This window comes from Pseudomonas sp. BN415 (assembly GCF_029871195.1).
GTDB lineage: Bacteria > Pseudomonadota > Gammaproteobacteria > Pseudomonadales > Pseudomonadaceae > Metapseudomonas > Metapseudomonas resinovorans.
The window spans coordinates 26471-40557 of record NZ_SSOK01000064.1 but is presented as its reverse complement, the minus strand read 5'-3'; the positions used below and the strand labels follow the sequence as shown (position 1 = coordinate 40557).

Annotated in this window: 13 protein-coding genes; 9 read left to right on the top strand and 4 right to left on the bottom strand. The window is 63.4% G+C overall.

Translation table 11 applies throughout. The features are described 5' to 3' along the window. Positions 1-210 precede the first annotated feature (210 nt). The 5 genes from gatC to E8F20_RS22220 are packed head-to-tail and all read left to right on the top strand — an operon-like array spanning position 211 to position 4252. Positions 211-498, top strand: a complete 288-nt coding sequence (gatC, locus tag E8F20_RS22240) for an Asp-tRNA(Asn)/Glu-tRNA(Gln) amidotransferase subunit GatC (protein WP_137821107.1) — start codon at positions 211-213, stop codon at positions 496-498. A 14-nt stretch (positions 499-512) separates the two neighbouring features. After that, entirely contained in the window at positions 513-1964 is a 1452-nt protein-coding gene (gatA, locus tag E8F20_RS22235; protein ID WP_280285695.1) for an Asp-tRNA(Asn)/Glu-tRNA(Gln) amidotransferase subunit GatA, read from the top strand. Between the two features lie 11 nt (positions 1965-1975). Beyond that, positions 1976-3421, top strand: coding sequence for an Asp-tRNA(Asn)/Glu-tRNA(Gln) amidotransferase subunit GatB (gene gatB / locus E8F20_RS22230; RefSeq protein ID WP_280285694.1), 1446 nt, complete (start codon positions 1976-1978; stop codon positions 3419-3421). A gap of 53 nt (positions 3422-3474) precedes the next feature. Further along, positions 3475-3861 carry a septal ring lytic transglycosylase RlpA family protein gene (locus E8F20_RS22225; RefSeq protein WP_280285693.1) on the top strand — a complete coding sequence of 129 codons (387 nt, stop codon included), beginning with the start codon at positions 3475-3477 and terminating at the stop codon, positions 3859-3861. Positions 3862-3874: 13 nt separating this feature from the next. Then, on the top strand, positions 3875-4252 hold the full coding sequence (locus E8F20_RS22220) for a carboxymuconolactone decarboxylase family protein (protein ID WP_028628514.1): 378 nt from the start codon (positions 3875-3877) through the stop codon (positions 4250-4252). Positions 4253-4377: 125 nt separating this feature from the next. Here E8F20_RS22220 and E8F20_RS22215 read toward each other — a convergent pair whose 3' ends face one another. From E8F20_RS22215 to E8F20_RS22205, 3 genes are all read right to left on the bottom strand, one after another. Further along, positions 4378-5319: an AEC family transporter gene (locus E8F20_RS22215; RefSeq protein ID WP_280285692.1), complete on the bottom strand. Its 942-nt coding sequence runs from the start codon at positions 5317-5319 to the stop codon at positions 4378-4380. Between the two features lie 190 nt (positions 5320-5509). Next, positions 5510-6070 (bottom strand): response regulator transcription factor, encoded by a 561-nt coding sequence (locus tag E8F20_RS22210; RefSeq protein WP_280285691.1) that lies wholly within the window; start codon positions 6068-6070, stop codon positions 5510-5512. A gap of 24 nt (positions 6071-6094) precedes the next feature. Further along, the gene (locus E8F20_RS22205; protein WP_280285689.1) at positions 6095-7351 is read right to left on the bottom strand and encodes an ATP-binding protein; all 1257 of its coding nucleotides are present in this window, start codon (positions 7349-7351) and stop codon (positions 6095-6097) included. 344 nt (positions 7352-7695) lie between these two features. Between E8F20_RS22205 and E8F20_RS22200 the strand changes: the two genes are divergently transcribed. The 3 genes from E8F20_RS22200 (at position 7696) to E8F20_RS22190 (ending at position 11868) form a co-directional block, all read left to right on the top strand. Further along, on the top strand, positions 7696-8412 hold the full coding sequence (locus E8F20_RS22200) for an SIMPL domain-containing protein (RefSeq protein WP_028628518.1): 717 nt from the start codon (positions 7696-7698) through the stop codon (positions 8410-8412). Positions 8413-8625: 213 nt separating this feature from the next. Next, positions 8626-10227, top strand: coding sequence for an ABC transporter substrate-binding protein (locus E8F20_RS22195; RefSeq protein ID WP_280285688.1), 1602 nt, complete (start codon positions 8626-8628; stop codon positions 10225-10227). 54 nt (positions 10228-10281) lie between these two features. Further along, positions 10282-11868 carry an ABC transporter substrate-binding protein gene (locus tag E8F20_RS22190; RefSeq protein ID WP_280285687.1) on the top strand — a complete coding sequence of 529 codons (1587 nt, stop codon included), beginning with the start codon at positions 10282-10284 and terminating at the stop codon, positions 11866-11868. Positions 11869-11967: 99 nt separating this feature from the next. On the opposite strand, the gene E8F20_RS22185 is transcribed toward E8F20_RS22190, so the two are convergent. Further along, positions 11968-13185, bottom strand: a complete 1218-nt coding sequence (locus tag E8F20_RS22185; protein WP_280285686.1) for a Xaa-Pro peptidase family protein — start codon at positions 13183-13185, stop codon at positions 11968-11970. Between the two features lie 159 nt (positions 13186-13344). On the opposite strand from E8F20_RS22185, the gene E8F20_RS22180 reads away from it, so the two are divergent. Continuing rightward, entirely contained in the window at positions 13345-13908 is a 564-nt protein-coding gene (locus tag E8F20_RS22180; RefSeq protein ID WP_280285685.1) for a cupin domain-containing protein, read from the top strand. The last annotated feature ends 179 nt before the right edge of the window (positions 13909-14087 follow it).

Below are 14087 nucleotides of genomic sequence, written 5' to 3'. Positions count from 1 at the left end.
GACCCTAGGCAACGCGTGGGTAAAAAAGTGCGGCAAACTCTAACAATGACGGGGATTTTGGGCAAGGCGCCGATATGTTAAATTGCCTGTTTTTCCGGGCCACCAAGGCCCATCATCGCGGCCTTTGACCGCTCGTTCGCAGCACCGTTCCCCGCTCGATTCCCGCACGGTCGACTGCCCACGCAGGCCGCTTCTAGTTGGAGACCCCCGATGGCGCTTGAACGCTCCGACGTGGAAAAAATCGCCCATCTCGCCCGACTGGGCCTGAACGAGGCCGATATCCCGCGTACCACCGAGACCCTGAACAACATCCTCGGCCTGATCGACGCCATGCAAGCCGTGGACACCGATGGCATCGAGCCCATGGCCCACCCGCTGGACGCTACCCAGCGCCTGCGCGCCGACAGCGTCACCGAAGAAAACCGACGCGAGGCCTACCAGGCCATCGCGCCGGCCGTCGAGAACGGCCTGTACCTCGTGCCTAAAGTCATCGAATAAGGAAAGGGTTCCCCATGCATCAACTGACCCTCGCCGAGATCGCCCGCGGCCTCGCCGCCAAGGAATTCTCCGCCGAAGAGCTGACCCGCGGCCTGCTGGCTCGCATCCACCAGCTCGATCCGCAATTGAACAGCTTTATCAGCATCACCGACGAACCGGCCATCGAACAGGCCAAGGCAGCCGACGCACGGCGTGCCGCCGGTGAGCAAGGCGCCCTGCTCGGCGCCCCCATCGCTCACAAGGACCTGTTCTGCACCGAAGGCGTGCTGACCAGTTGCGCCTCGAAGATCCTCGACGGCTTCAAGGCGCCGTACGATGCCACCGTCGTCGCCCGCCTCAAGGCAGCCGGCGCAGTCAGCCTCGGCAAGCTGAACATGGACGAGTTCGCCATGGGCTCCTCCAACGAGTCCAGCCACTACGGCGCGGTAAAGAACCCCTGGGCCCTGGACCGCGTACCCGGTGGCTCTTCCGGTGGCTCCGCCGCGGCCGTCGCCGCGCGCCTGGTGCCCGCGGCTACGGGCACCGATACCGGTGGCTCGATCCGTCAGCCGGCCGCCTTCACCAACCTCACCGGCATCAAGCCCACCTACGGCCGGGTTTCACGCTGGGGCATGATCGCCTACGCCTCCAGCCTCGATCAGGGCGGTCCGCTGGCCCGTACCGCCGAGGACTGCGCGCTGCTGCTCGGCGCCATGGCCGGTTTCGACCCGAAAGATTCCACCAGTGTCGACCAACCCGTGGATGACTACCTCGCCAGCCTGAACCAGCCGCTCGCCGGCCTGCGCATCGGCCTGCCGAAGGAATACTTCGGCGCCGGTCTCGACAGCCGCATCGCCGACGCGGTGCTGGCCGTTGTCGAAGAACTGAAGAAGCTGGGCGCCACGGTCAAGGAAATCAGCCTGCCGAACATGCAGCACGCCATCCCGGCCTACTACGTGATCGCCCCGGCAGAGGCCTCCTCCAACCTGTCGCGTTTCGACGGCGTGCGCTTCGGCTATCGCTGCGAAAACCCGCAGAACCTGGAAGATCTCTACAAGCGCTCCCGCGCCGAAGGCTTCGGCGCCGAAGTGAAGCGTCGCATCATGGTCGGCACCTACGCCCTGTCAGCCGGTTACTACGACGCCTACTACCTGAAGGCGCAGAAGATCCGCCGCCTGATCAAGAACGACTTCGTCAGTGCCTTCAACGAAGTCGACGTGATCCTCGGCCCGACCACGCCCAACCCGGCCTGGAAACTCGGCGAGAAGAACAACGACCCGGTCGCCCAGTACCTGGAAGACATCTACACCATCACCGCCAACCTGGCGGGTCTGCCAGGGCTCTCCATGCCCGCCGGCTTCATCGATGGCTTGCCGGTCGGTGTACAGCTACTGGCGCCCTACTTCCAGGAAAGCCGTCTGCTCAACGTCGCCCACCAGTACCAGCAGGCGACCGATTGGCACACTCGCGCCCCGGCCGGATTCTGAGGAACACGTACATGCAATGGGAAACAGTGATCGGGCTGGAAATCCACGCACAGCTCAGCACCCAATCGAAGATTTTCTCCGGCAGCGCCACCACCTTCGGTGCCGAGCCCAACACCCAGGCCAGCCTGGTTGACCTCGGCATGCCCGGCACCCTGCCGGTGCTGAACGAAGAAGCCGTGCGCATGGCCTGCAAGTTCGGCCTGGCCATCGACGCCGAAATCGCCGAGAAGAACGTCTTCGCACGCAAGAACTACTTCTATCCAGACCTGCCCAAGGGCTACCAGACTAGCCAGATGGACCTGCCGATCGTCGGCAAGGGCTTCCTCGACATCACCCTGGAAGACGGCACCATCAAGCGCGTCGGCATCACCCGCGCGCACCTGGAAGAGGACGCCGGCAAGAGCCTGCACGAAGACTTCCACGGCATGAGCGGCATCGACCTGAACCGTGCCGGCACCCCGCTGCTGGAAATCGTTTCCGAGCCGGACATCCGCAGCGCCAAGGAAGCGGTCGCCTACGTCAAGGCCATCCATGCCCTGGTGCGCTACCTGGGTATCTGCGACGGCAACATGGCCGAAGGCTCGCTGCGCTGCGACTGCAACGTCTCGGTCCGCCCGAAAGGCCAGGCCGAGTTCGGCACCCGCGCCGAGATCAAGAACGTCAACTCGTTCCGCTTCATCGAGAAGGCGATCAACCACGAAGTGCAGCGGCAGATCGAACTGATCGAGGACGGCGGCAAGGTGGTGCAGGAAACCCGCCTGTACGACCCGAACAAGGACGAGACCCGCTCCATGCGCAGCAAGGAAGAAGCCAACGACTACCGTTACTTCCCCTGCCCCGACCTGTTGCCAGTGGTGATCGAGAAGAGCTTCCTCGACGAAGTGCGCGCTCAACTGCCGGAGCTGCCCAACCAGAAGCGCGAGCGCTTCCAGAGCGAGTTCGGCCTGTCCGCCTACGATGCCAGCGTGCTGTCCGCCAGCCGTGAGATGGCCGACTACTTCGAAGTCGTGCAGAAGGTTTGTGGTGACGCCAAGCTGGCCGCCAACTGGGTGATGGGCGAACTCTCCAGCCTGCTCAACAAGGACAGCCTGGAAATCGAGCAATCACCGGTTTCCGCCGAACAACTGGGTGGCATGATCCTGCGCATCAAGGACAACACCATTTCCGGCAAGATCGCCAAGATGGTCTTCGAATCCATGGCCGCCGGCGAAGGTTCCGCCGACGAGATCATCGAGAAGAAAGGCCTGAAGCAGGTCACCGACACCGGCGCCATCGAGTCCATGCTCGACGAAGTGCTGGCTGCAAACGCTGCTCAGGTCGAACAGTACCGCGCCAGCGATGAAGCCAAGCGCGCCAAGATGTTCGGCTTCTTCGTCGGCCAGGCGATGAAAGCTTCCAAGGGCAAGGCCAACCCCGGCCAAGTGAACGAATTGCTCAAGAAGAAGCTCGAAGGGTGACACCATTAAGGACGCCGGGCTTGCCCGGCGTTTTCTTGTCCGAGGCATTCGGCATGTTTCGATCCCTGTTCTGGCTCCCGGCACTTGCTCTCCTGCTGGCCGGCTGCAGCACCAACCCTTTCGGAGGCGGCAGTGAGTCCGGCCACGGCTACCGCGCCGAAGGCAAGGCGTCCTATTACGGCGCCAGGCACCATGGCAAGCGCACCGCCAGTGGCGAACGCTTCGACCAGCACGCCCTGACCGCCGCACACCGCACCTTGCCCTTCGGTACCCGGGTGAAGGTCACCAACCTCAACAACGACCGCTCGGTGGTGGTGCGCATCAATGATCGCGGCCCCCATGTCCGCGGCCGCATCGTCGACCTCTCGCGTGAAGCAGCCGAACGCCTTGGGATGCTGCGCGCCGGCGTGGTCCCGGTGCGCGTGGAATCCCTCGACTGACTGGAGAATCGCAATGAATGAAGAACGCAAATCCGGCCTGCAGGTGCGCCGGGAAGTCATGGGCGACGCCTTCGTCGACCGCGCCCTGGGCAATGCCACCGAATTCACCCAGCCGCTGCAGGATTTCGTCAACGAACACGCCTGGGGTGGCGTGTGGAACCGCGAGGGCCTGCCACGCAAGACCCGCAGCCTGATCACCCTCGCCGCCCTCACCGCATTGAAATGCCCGCAAGAGCTGAAAGGCCATGTACGCGGCGCACTCAACAACGGATGCACAGTCGAGGAAATCCGCGAAGCGCTGCTGCACTGCGCGGTCTACGCCGGCGTTCCTGCTGCCATCGATGCCTTCCGCGCCGCCCAGGAAGTCATCGACGACTACCAGAAGGCCTGATACGCAGAGCCATCCGCAGGGTGGATCACGCTTCATCGATCCACCTGCGAGCTCACCGCTCCCCCTTGGTGGACATGAAAAGCGATGTCCACCCTACGAATTAGCCGCGCTCCTCCGCGCTGGCTTCAGATCCAGCCCGCCCACTGCAACAGGAACAAGCCGATATTGGTGGTCACCACCGCCGCCAGGGTGGTCATCACGATGATCGCTGCCGCCAGCTCGTGGTTGCCGTTCACCGCACGGGCCATGACGAAGCTCGCAGCAGCGGTCGGACTGGCGAAGTAGAGGAAGAGGATCGCCAGGTCGGCATTGCGGAACCCGCATAACCAGGCGCCGAAGGTTGCCAGGATAGGCAGCCAGACCATTTTCATCAGGCTGGCGCTGACGGCGATCTTGCCGCTGGAGCGCAAGGACGCTAGCGACAGGGTCCCACCGATGCAGATCAGCGCCAGGGGCAAGGTCATCTGCGCGAAATACTCGCCCGAAGTGATCAGCCAGGCAGGCAACGGCAATTGCCAATACGCCACTGGGATTGCGGCCAGCACGCCGATGATCAGCGGGTTACTGATGATGCTCCTGGCAAGACTCACGGGGTCGCTCTTGGCATCCGGGCTGTAGATAGCCAGGACGATGGACGACAGCGTGTTGTAGCTGAGGATCACCACCCCGCCGAGGATACTGCCCACCGATAGGCCGTAGTCGCCGTACATGCTGGTGGCCAGGGCCAGACCAACGATGCCGTTGTTACCGCGAAAGGCACCCTGGGTATAGATGCCGCGATCCGCCGCCGGGCAGCGCAGGATCGCCCAGCCCCAGCCAATCAGGAAACACACCAGGGTCGCCGCGACGAAATAGCCGATCAGCTCCGGCCGTAGCGCCGTGCGCAGGTCCGCCTGGACGATCCCGAGGAACAGCAGGGTCGGCATGGTGCCCTTGAACACCAGCGATGAAGCGGTATTGATGAAGGCGGTATCGATCCAGCCGAGACGCTTGAGGCCCACGCCCAAAAACAGCATGGAGAACACCGGCGCGGTGATGCTGAGGGTCTGCTGGACGACGGCGAGCATGGGTGAACCTTGGCGGCGGGAATAGATAGGCGGCTAAGGATACCAACAGCGGAAGAGAAATTACCTTGTGGGGGCGAATTCATTCGCCAAGGGACACGCAGTGTCCCCCAAAGGACCTTCGGGCAGGCCTACGGCCTGCTTTGCGAATGAATTCGCCCCCACAAAGAACAGGCAAGTACGCGCGGGGAACTCAGCGGCGCACCGGCCGCTTCTGCAACTTGCGCTGCAAGGTCCGGCGGTGCATGCCCAGGGCGCGGGCGGTGGCGGAGATATTGCCGTCATGCTCGGCCAGCACGCGCTGGATGTGCTCCCACTGCAGGCGGTCCACCGACATCGGGTTTTCCGGTACCAGGCTGTCCAGGTCGGCGTGTTCGGAAAGCAGTGCGGTCAGCACATCGTCGGCGTCGGCCGGCTTGCACAGGTAGTTGGTGGCGCCGCGTTTGATCGCCTCCACGGCGGTGGCGATGCTCGAATAGCCGGTCAGGATCACGACGCGCATCTCGGCGTCCAGCTCCAGAAGCTTGGGCAGCAACACCAGGCCGGAATCCCCGTCCATCTTCAGGTCCAGCACGGCGTAGTCGGGCAGGTCTTCCTTGGCTAGCAGCAGGCCTTCTTCGGCGGAGCCAGCCACCGTTACACGCAGGCCGCGACGGGCCATGGCCCGTGCCATGACGCGGGTGAAGGTGGCGTCGTCGTCCACCAGCAGCAGGTGGGGTTGCTCTTCGCCTTCGATCAGGGGTTCGTCAGTCATCTCGCTTCCTCTTCGTCAAGGCGCTCAGGCGACGCCATAGGTGCGCGGCAGGCGCAGCTCGGTCAGGGTGCCGCCTTCCTCATGGTTATAAAGTTTAACCGTACCGCCAGCGCGGGTAACGCTGGCCTGGCTCAGGAACAGGCCGAGACCGAAACCCTTGCCCTTGGTGGTGAAGAATGGCCGGCCAAGCTGTTCGGCGATGGCCAGGGGTACGCCGGCACCGTGGTCGCGGATGGTCAGGACCATCCACTGGTGATCCCAGTTGACGCGGATGTCGAGCTTTTCCGGACAGGCATCGGCCGCGTTGTTGAGCAGGTTCAGCAGTGCCTGGGTGAGGTCAGCCGGGGGTTTCACCCTCGGCGCCACACCAAGCCCCATGCACTGGTAGCGGTAGGTGGCTTCCGGGCGCATCAGGTGCCAACGATTGAGTGTGACTTCAAGCCATTCGATCACCGATTGCTCCACCACCGCCTGGCGACGATCCGCCTCGGCGGCGCGCACCAGTTGCTGCAGCGTGTCCTTGCAGAGCATGACCTGTTCCTGCAACAGGGCCAGATCGTCCTGCAGCCCGGGCTTGTCGCCATATTCCTGGCGCAGTTCCTTGAGCAGCACGCTCATGGTCGCCAGCGGTGTACCCAGTTCGTGGGCGGCGCCGGCAGCCTGGGTGGCCACCGCCAGCAGTTGCTGGTCGCGCATGCTTTCCTCGCGACGCACCGCCTGCAACTGGTCCTGGCGTCTCAGCTCTTCAGCCATGCGTGCGACGAAGAAGGTGATCAGCGCGGCCGCCAGGGCGAAGCTCAGCCACATGCCATAGATCAGCAGAGACTCTCGCTGCCCTGTGGGCATTTCCAACGGATGAAACAGCACCAGTAGCAATGTGTAAGCCGCCAGCGCGAGGCCCGCGAGCGTGAGGGTGTAGAGCCAGGGCAGGGTTGCCGCAGCGATGGTCAGCGGGACCAGGTAATAAGAGACGAAGGGGTTGGTCGAGCCCCCGGAGAAATACAGCAGCACGCTGTGGATAACCAGGTCGAGGCCAAGCTGGACGGCATATTCCAGCTCGGTCACCGGCCAGGGCCCGCGCAGGCGCAGCGCCGTGCCGACGCAGAGCACCAGCGAGACGCCGAGGGTCAGGCTCAGGGCCAGCCAGGGCAACTGCAGCAGTTGGGTCTTGTAGGCAAGGCCGACCGAGCCGGCCTGGGCGGCCAGGACAAGGATGCGGATCAGGGTCAGCCGCAGCAGGTTCTGGCGGCTGGCAGACAGTAACTGGACGGGCTCGAGCATGGGTACTCCCTGGAATCGTCGGAGTATAACCAAGGCGCGTGCCAGGCCGCCTCTGTGCGGCAACTCGCCGCAGTGAACGGCGCCCGCGGCAGGCATGGCACTACTGTGGGGGCGAATTTATTCGCTAAGGGACGCGTAGCGGCCCCCACACCATCCCGGCAGGCCTGCGGCCTGCATAGCGAATGAATTCGCCCCCACAAGGTTCTCAGCCCTACCACTCTGGAACATCCGTGCCGATTTCTGGTCAATTTGCAGCGCTGTTAACCCGAATGGCCGGTTACCCTCGTCCCATACGGAGAATCACCACGCAACCCGCGCGGAACCCTGCCCCACAAGGAGTCGTCATGCCCAAGTTCACTCGCCTCGCCGCCGCCCTCGCCCTTTGCGCCGCCAGCCTCGGCAGCCTCTCGGCCCAGGCCGGCGACGATGTCCACTACAACCAGGTGGCCGTGCGCGCCGAGGTCAGCCAGGAAGTGGCACACGACCTGATGCACGTCACCCTCTATAGCGAATCGCAGAACACCGACCCGGCCAAGCTGGCGGACGAAATCACCCGCACGCTCAACGCCGCAGTGGAAAAGGCCCGCAAGACCAAGGGTGTCACCGTCAGCCTGGGCAGCCGCAACAGCTACCCGGTGTATGACGAGAAAGGCCAGAAGATCACCGCCTGGCGCGAGCGCGCCGAAGTGCGCCTGGAAAGCGCCGACTTCGCTACGCTCTCCCAGCTCAGCGCCGACCTGCTGGGGCAACTGAAAATGGCCGGGATGAACTTCAGCATCGCAGACAAAACCCGCAAGACCCATGAAGACGATCTGATCAAGCAGGCCGTCGATGCCTTCAAGGCCCGCGCCCAGCTGGCGACCAGTGCCCTGGGCGGCAAGGGCTACAAGCTGGTCAATCTGAGCCTGAACAGCGCCGGTTTCCAGCCGCCGCAGCCGATCATGATGCGTGCCATGGCCGCCAAGGGTTACGCCGACGGCGCTGCCGTTCCCGAGATTGAGGCCGGCACCAGCCGCGTCAGCGTCAGCGCCGATGGCACCATCGAAGTGCAGATGCCCTGACCCAAAACAGGGCGCCGCGGCCTTTCGGGGCGGCGCCCTCTCCCCTCCTCGGGCTTGAATTTGCAAAATTGCGACAAGCCCTTACAGCTTTATCCCGCCGACTACACTCTTTCCGGTCCAGCTATTGCGCCGGGCATATGCCCTGCATAGTTTCTCGCAAGGCCCCCACAAAGGGCCCCTCACGATGACAAACAGAATAAACATGAGGTCAACATGCGTAAAAACGCCGTCATCCAGGCACTTATCGCGGCTGGGCTGATCGCCAGCGCGCCCTCCGCCAGCGCTGCTAGCAACCTGGTGTTCTGCTCCGAAGGCAGCCCCGCCGGTTTCGACCCGGGCCAATACACCACCGGCACCGATTTCGACGCCGCTGCAGAAACCGTCTTCAACCGCCTGAGCCAGTTCGAGCGTGGCGGCACTGCGGTGGTCGCGGGCCTTGCCGAGAAGTGGGATGTCTCTCCCGACGGCCTCAGCTACACCTTCCACCTGCGCAAGGGCGTGAAGTTCCACACCACCGAGTACTTCAAGCCCACTCGCGATTTCAACGCCGACGACGTGCTCTTCACCTTCCAGCGCATGCTCGACAAGGAGCATCCGTTCCGTAAGGCGTACCCCACCGAGTTCCCTTACTTCACCGACATGGGGATGGACGCCAACATCGCCAAGGTCGAGAAGATCGACGACAGCACCGTCAAGTTCACCCTCAACGGCGTGGACGCCGCGTTCATCCAGAATCTGGCGATGAGCTTCGCCTCCATCCAGTCCGCCGAGTACGCCGACCAGTTGCTGAAGGCCGGCAAGGCTGCCGACATCAACCAGAAGCCCATCGGCACGGGTCCCTTCGTCTTCAAGCGCTACCAGAAGGACGCCCAGATCCGCTTCACCGGCAACAAGGACTACTGGAAACCCGAGGACGTGAAGATCGACAACCTGATCTTCGCCATCAACACCGACGCCTCGGTACGCATGCAGAAGCTCAAGGCCGGCGAATGCCAGGTCACCCTCTTCCCGCGCCCGGCCGACCTGGATGCGCTGAAGAAAGACAGCAACCTGAACATGCCGTCACAGCCGGGCTTCAACCTCGGCTACATCGCCTACAACGTCACCCACAAGCCGTTCGACAAGCTTGAAGTGCGCCAGGCGCTGGACATGGCGGTGAACAAGAAAGCCATCATCGACGCCGTCTACCAGGGCGCCGGCCAGCTCGCCGTCAACGGCATGCCGCCGACCCAGTGGTCCTACGACGAGACCATCAAGGACGCCGGCTACAACCCGGAGAAGGCCAAGGAACTGCTGAAGGCCGCCGGCGTTGCCGAAGGCACCGAGATCACCCTCTGGGCCATGCCGGTCCAGCGTCCGTACAACCCGAACGCCAAGCTGATGGCCGAAATGCTCCAGTCCGACTGGGCCAAAGTGGGCATCAAGGCCAAGATCGTCACTTACGAGTGGGGCGAGTACATCAAGCGCGCCAAGGGTGGCGAGCATGACGCCATGCTGATTGGCTGGAGCGGCGACAACGGTGACCCGGACAACTGGCTGGGCACCCTCTATGGCTGCGACGCCGTGGATGGCAACAACTTCTCCAAATGGTGCGACGCCAGCTACGACAAGCTGATCAAGCAAGCCAAGGCCACCCCGGACCAGGCCAAACGCACCGAGATGTACAAGCAGGCCCAGCACATCCTGAAAGACAACGTGCCAATCACCCCGATTGCCCACTCCACGGTCTACCAGCCGATGCGCAAGAACGTGCAGGACTTCCTGATCAGCCCGTTCGCGCTCAACTCCTTCTATGGCGTGAGCGTCGGCAAGTAAGCCGGCAAACGGGGCCTTCGGGCCCCGTTTTCATTTCTGCCCCAAGGAAGTCCGATGCGCCGAAGCCTGCTGACCCTCGCTCTCTGCCTTCCCCTCTACGCAGCCGCCAGCCAATCCCTGGTGGTCTGCACCGAAGCCAGCCCCGAAGGCTTCGACATCGCCCAGTACACCGCCGCCACCACGGCCGATGCCTCGGCCGAGACGATCTTCGACCGCCTGGTGCAGTTCGCGCCCGGCAGCACCCGGCTGCAACCGGGCTTGGCGGAAAGCTGGAGCATCAGCCCTGACGGCCTCGTCTACGAGTTCCAGCTACGCAAGGGCGTTACCTTCCACAGCACGTCCTGGTTCACTCCGAGCCGTGAATTCAACGCCGACGACGTGCTCTGGAGTTTCCAGCGCCAGCTCGACCCGGCTCATCCCTGGCACAGGCTGTCCTCACGCGGCTTCCCTTATGCCGAATCCATGGCCTTCGCGCCGTTGATCGAGCGCATCGAGAAGCTCGACGACCACCGCGTGCGTTTCACCCTGAAACACCCCGAGGCGCCCTTTCTCGCTGACCTGGCCATGGGCTTCACCTCCATATACTCGGCCGAGTACGCCAACCAGTTGCTGAAAGCCGGAAAGCCGGAACAACTCAACCGCGAACCGGTCGGCACCGGCCCGTTCGTCTTCGAGCGCTACCGCAAGGATGCGCAGATCCGTTTCCGCGCCAACCCGCACTACTGGGCAGGTAAACCCGCGATCGACCGTCTGCTGTTCGCCATCACCCCCGATCCCAACGTGCGCGTACAGCAACTCAAGGCCGGCGCCTGCCAGATCGCGGTCTATCCGCGACCGACTGATATCGACGCCCTGCGCCAGGACCCGGCCTTGCAGGTTCTGGAGCTGGACTCCCTGCTGGTCGCCTACGTCGGTATCAACACCCGCCATCCGCCGCTCGACGACGTGCGGGTACGCCAGGCCATCAACCTTGCCTTCGACACCCGCGCTTACCTACGCGCACAGTTCGGTGAAGGCAATGCCAGCATCGCCGTGGCGCCCTACCCAGCCACCCTGCTGGGCTTCAACGACAAGCTAAACCCTTGGCCTCACGACCCGAAAAAGGCGCGGCAACTGCTGGCCGAAGCGGGCCACAAGAACGGCTTCAAGCTGAGCATCTGGACCCGCCCCGGTGGCGGACCGACCAACCCCAACCCGGGCATTGGCGCACAGATGCTCCAGGCGGATCTGGCCGCGATCGGCATCAAGGCAGACATTCGCGTGTATGAATGGGGCGAGCTGATCAAGCGCGCCAAGAACGGTGAGCACGACCTGGTGTTCATGGGCTGGGCCGGCGACAACGGCGACCCGGACAACTTCCTCACCCCGAACCTTTCCTGCGCCGCGGCCAAATCAGGCGAGAACCAGGCCGGCTGGTGCAACCAGGCGTTCGATGGGTTGATCCGCGAAGCCCGCGCCATCAGCGATACGACCCGCCGTGCCGAACTCTACCGCCAGGCGCTGGCGATCTTCCACGAGCAGGCGCCGTGGATTCCCCTCGCGCATCCCAAGCAGTTCGCCGCCGTGCGCAAAGGCGTGCAAGGATTCCAGTTGAACCCGATGGGATCGAACAATTTCGCGCGGGTGAAGGTGACCCCCTAGGCCGCTTCCCTGCAGGGGCGAATTCACTCGCCAAGCAGGAGGCAGTCCTGCCCTTCCCTCTCCCTAATGGGAGAGGGAGCTATCCGAGCGGGCCTGCCCTCAGGCCCCCAACCCGAACGGATCGTCGATGGAATGGCTCGGCTCGGTAAACCAGCGCGGCCCAGTCGCAGTCATGTAGAAGTGGTCCTCCAGGCGAATGCCGAACTCGCCCGGCACGCAGATCATCGGCTCATTGGAGAAACACATGCCTTCGGCCAGCGGCGTTTCGTCGCCGCGCACCAGGTAAGGCCCTTCATGAATATCCATGCCAATGCCGTGGCCGGTACGGTGCGGCAGGCCAGGCAACTGGTAGTCCGGGCCCAGGCCGCCGGCTTCCAGGCAGCGACGCGCCGCAGCGTCTACCGAGCCGCAAGGCTCGCCTGGTCGTGCCGCATCGAAGGCAGCCTGCTGCGCCGCCTTCTCCAGGTTCCAGAGTGCGCGCTGACGGTCGCTCGGGGAGCCGAACACGTAGCTGCGGGTAATATCCGACTGATAGCCATGGAGCTGACAACCGGTGTCGATCAGCACCATGTCGCCGTCCTTGAGCACCTGCGCGTGCTTCACCCCATGAGGGAAGGCGCTGGCCTCACCGAACAGCACGATGCAGAAGGTCGAACCCGGCGCACCCACCTTGCGGTGCGCCTGGCGGATGAACTCGGCGACCTCAAGGGTGCTGATGCCCTCGCGCAGGATGCTGGCGGCAGCCTTGTGCACTTCAAGGGTCATGTCCTTGGCGCGCTGCATCAGCGCCAGTTCGGTGGCGGACTTGTGGAAGCGGCAGGGATTGATCACACAGGCCGCATCGACGAAGTCAAAGCCCGAATCGAGGCGGCGAATACCGTCGTACATGAAGAAGGCCAGCGACGGGCACAGGCCCACCTTGGCGTCGGCTAAGATGCCCATCCCGGCCAGCATTTCCACCAACAGCCGATAAGGGCTCTCGTGTTCCTGCCAGGTGTGGATAACCCCGTCCACCTCGCGAAAATCGCGAATGGTGCCTTCCTCGAACGCGGGGGCAATGTAGGCGATTTGACCATCGACAGGGAGCACGGCACCGACCATGCGTTCGCTCGGGCTCCACTTCACCCCGGTGAAGTAGCGCAGATTGCTGCCGGCGTTCAGGTAGATGGCCGCGATACCCTGCTCGCGCATCAGGCCCTGGGCCTTGGCCATGCGTGCCTGGTACTCACCGAGGCCAATGGGCTCCATGCCCTCGGTCATGATCGCCAGGCTGGCCAGGGCCTGTTCCGGAGTCTTGCCACCCACACCCACTGTCATATTGTTCTCCCGAGTGATGTTGCCGTACGCAGAATTTAAGTATCACTTAAATAACCGTCAACGCTATTTTCAGTCCCACTTAATTTCAACAAGGCGACAAGCCTTTTCTACAATGCGCCGCCCGTTATACTGGCGCCCTTCAGAACAAGAGCCACGCCAATGACCGTAGAACAGATCGGCGAACGGTTGCGCCGCTATCGCCGCGCCGCCAACAAGACCCTGAACCAAGTCGCCGCCGAATCGGGCCTTACGGCCAGTTTCCTGTCACAGGCCGAGCGCAACCTCACCGGCGTATCCATCTCCTCCCTGGCGAACATCGCCAAATCCCTGGGCATTCCGCTCAACGCCCTGTTCGACCAACCCACCCAGCACCAGCCCGACTCCCACCAAGGCCAGCGCGTGCGCTATACCATCGGCGGCCAGCCGCTGGCCTACGAGCGCCTGTCCAGCAATTTCCCGGGCAACCTGATCAACGCCGTGAAGATGAGCATGCCGGTGGGCTACCAGTCCGAACTCATTTCCCATGAGGGCGCCGAGTTCGCCTACGTGCTGTCGGGGCAGATCACCTACACCATTGAAGGTCGCAACTACCCCCTTGGCCCCGGGGATTCGGTGCATTTCGACGCCGCCAAGCCGCATTTCCTCGCCAATGCCGGCGACGAAGTGGCCGAGGTGCTGACCGTGACCACCATGGGCCTGTTCGACGACCACCCCACGCCCTGACCAGCCAGTTCCAGATGTAAGCGCCACTGAATTTAAGTTGACCTTAATTTCAGCATCACTTAAGTTCGGCCTCGGCCGGCGCAGGCGCAAGCATCCCTTTCCCCTCCGCCGCCATCGCCCGCCCGGGGATGCCGGCATCCGGCCCTTGGCTCGCGAATGACGGGCAACCTGCGGCCCAC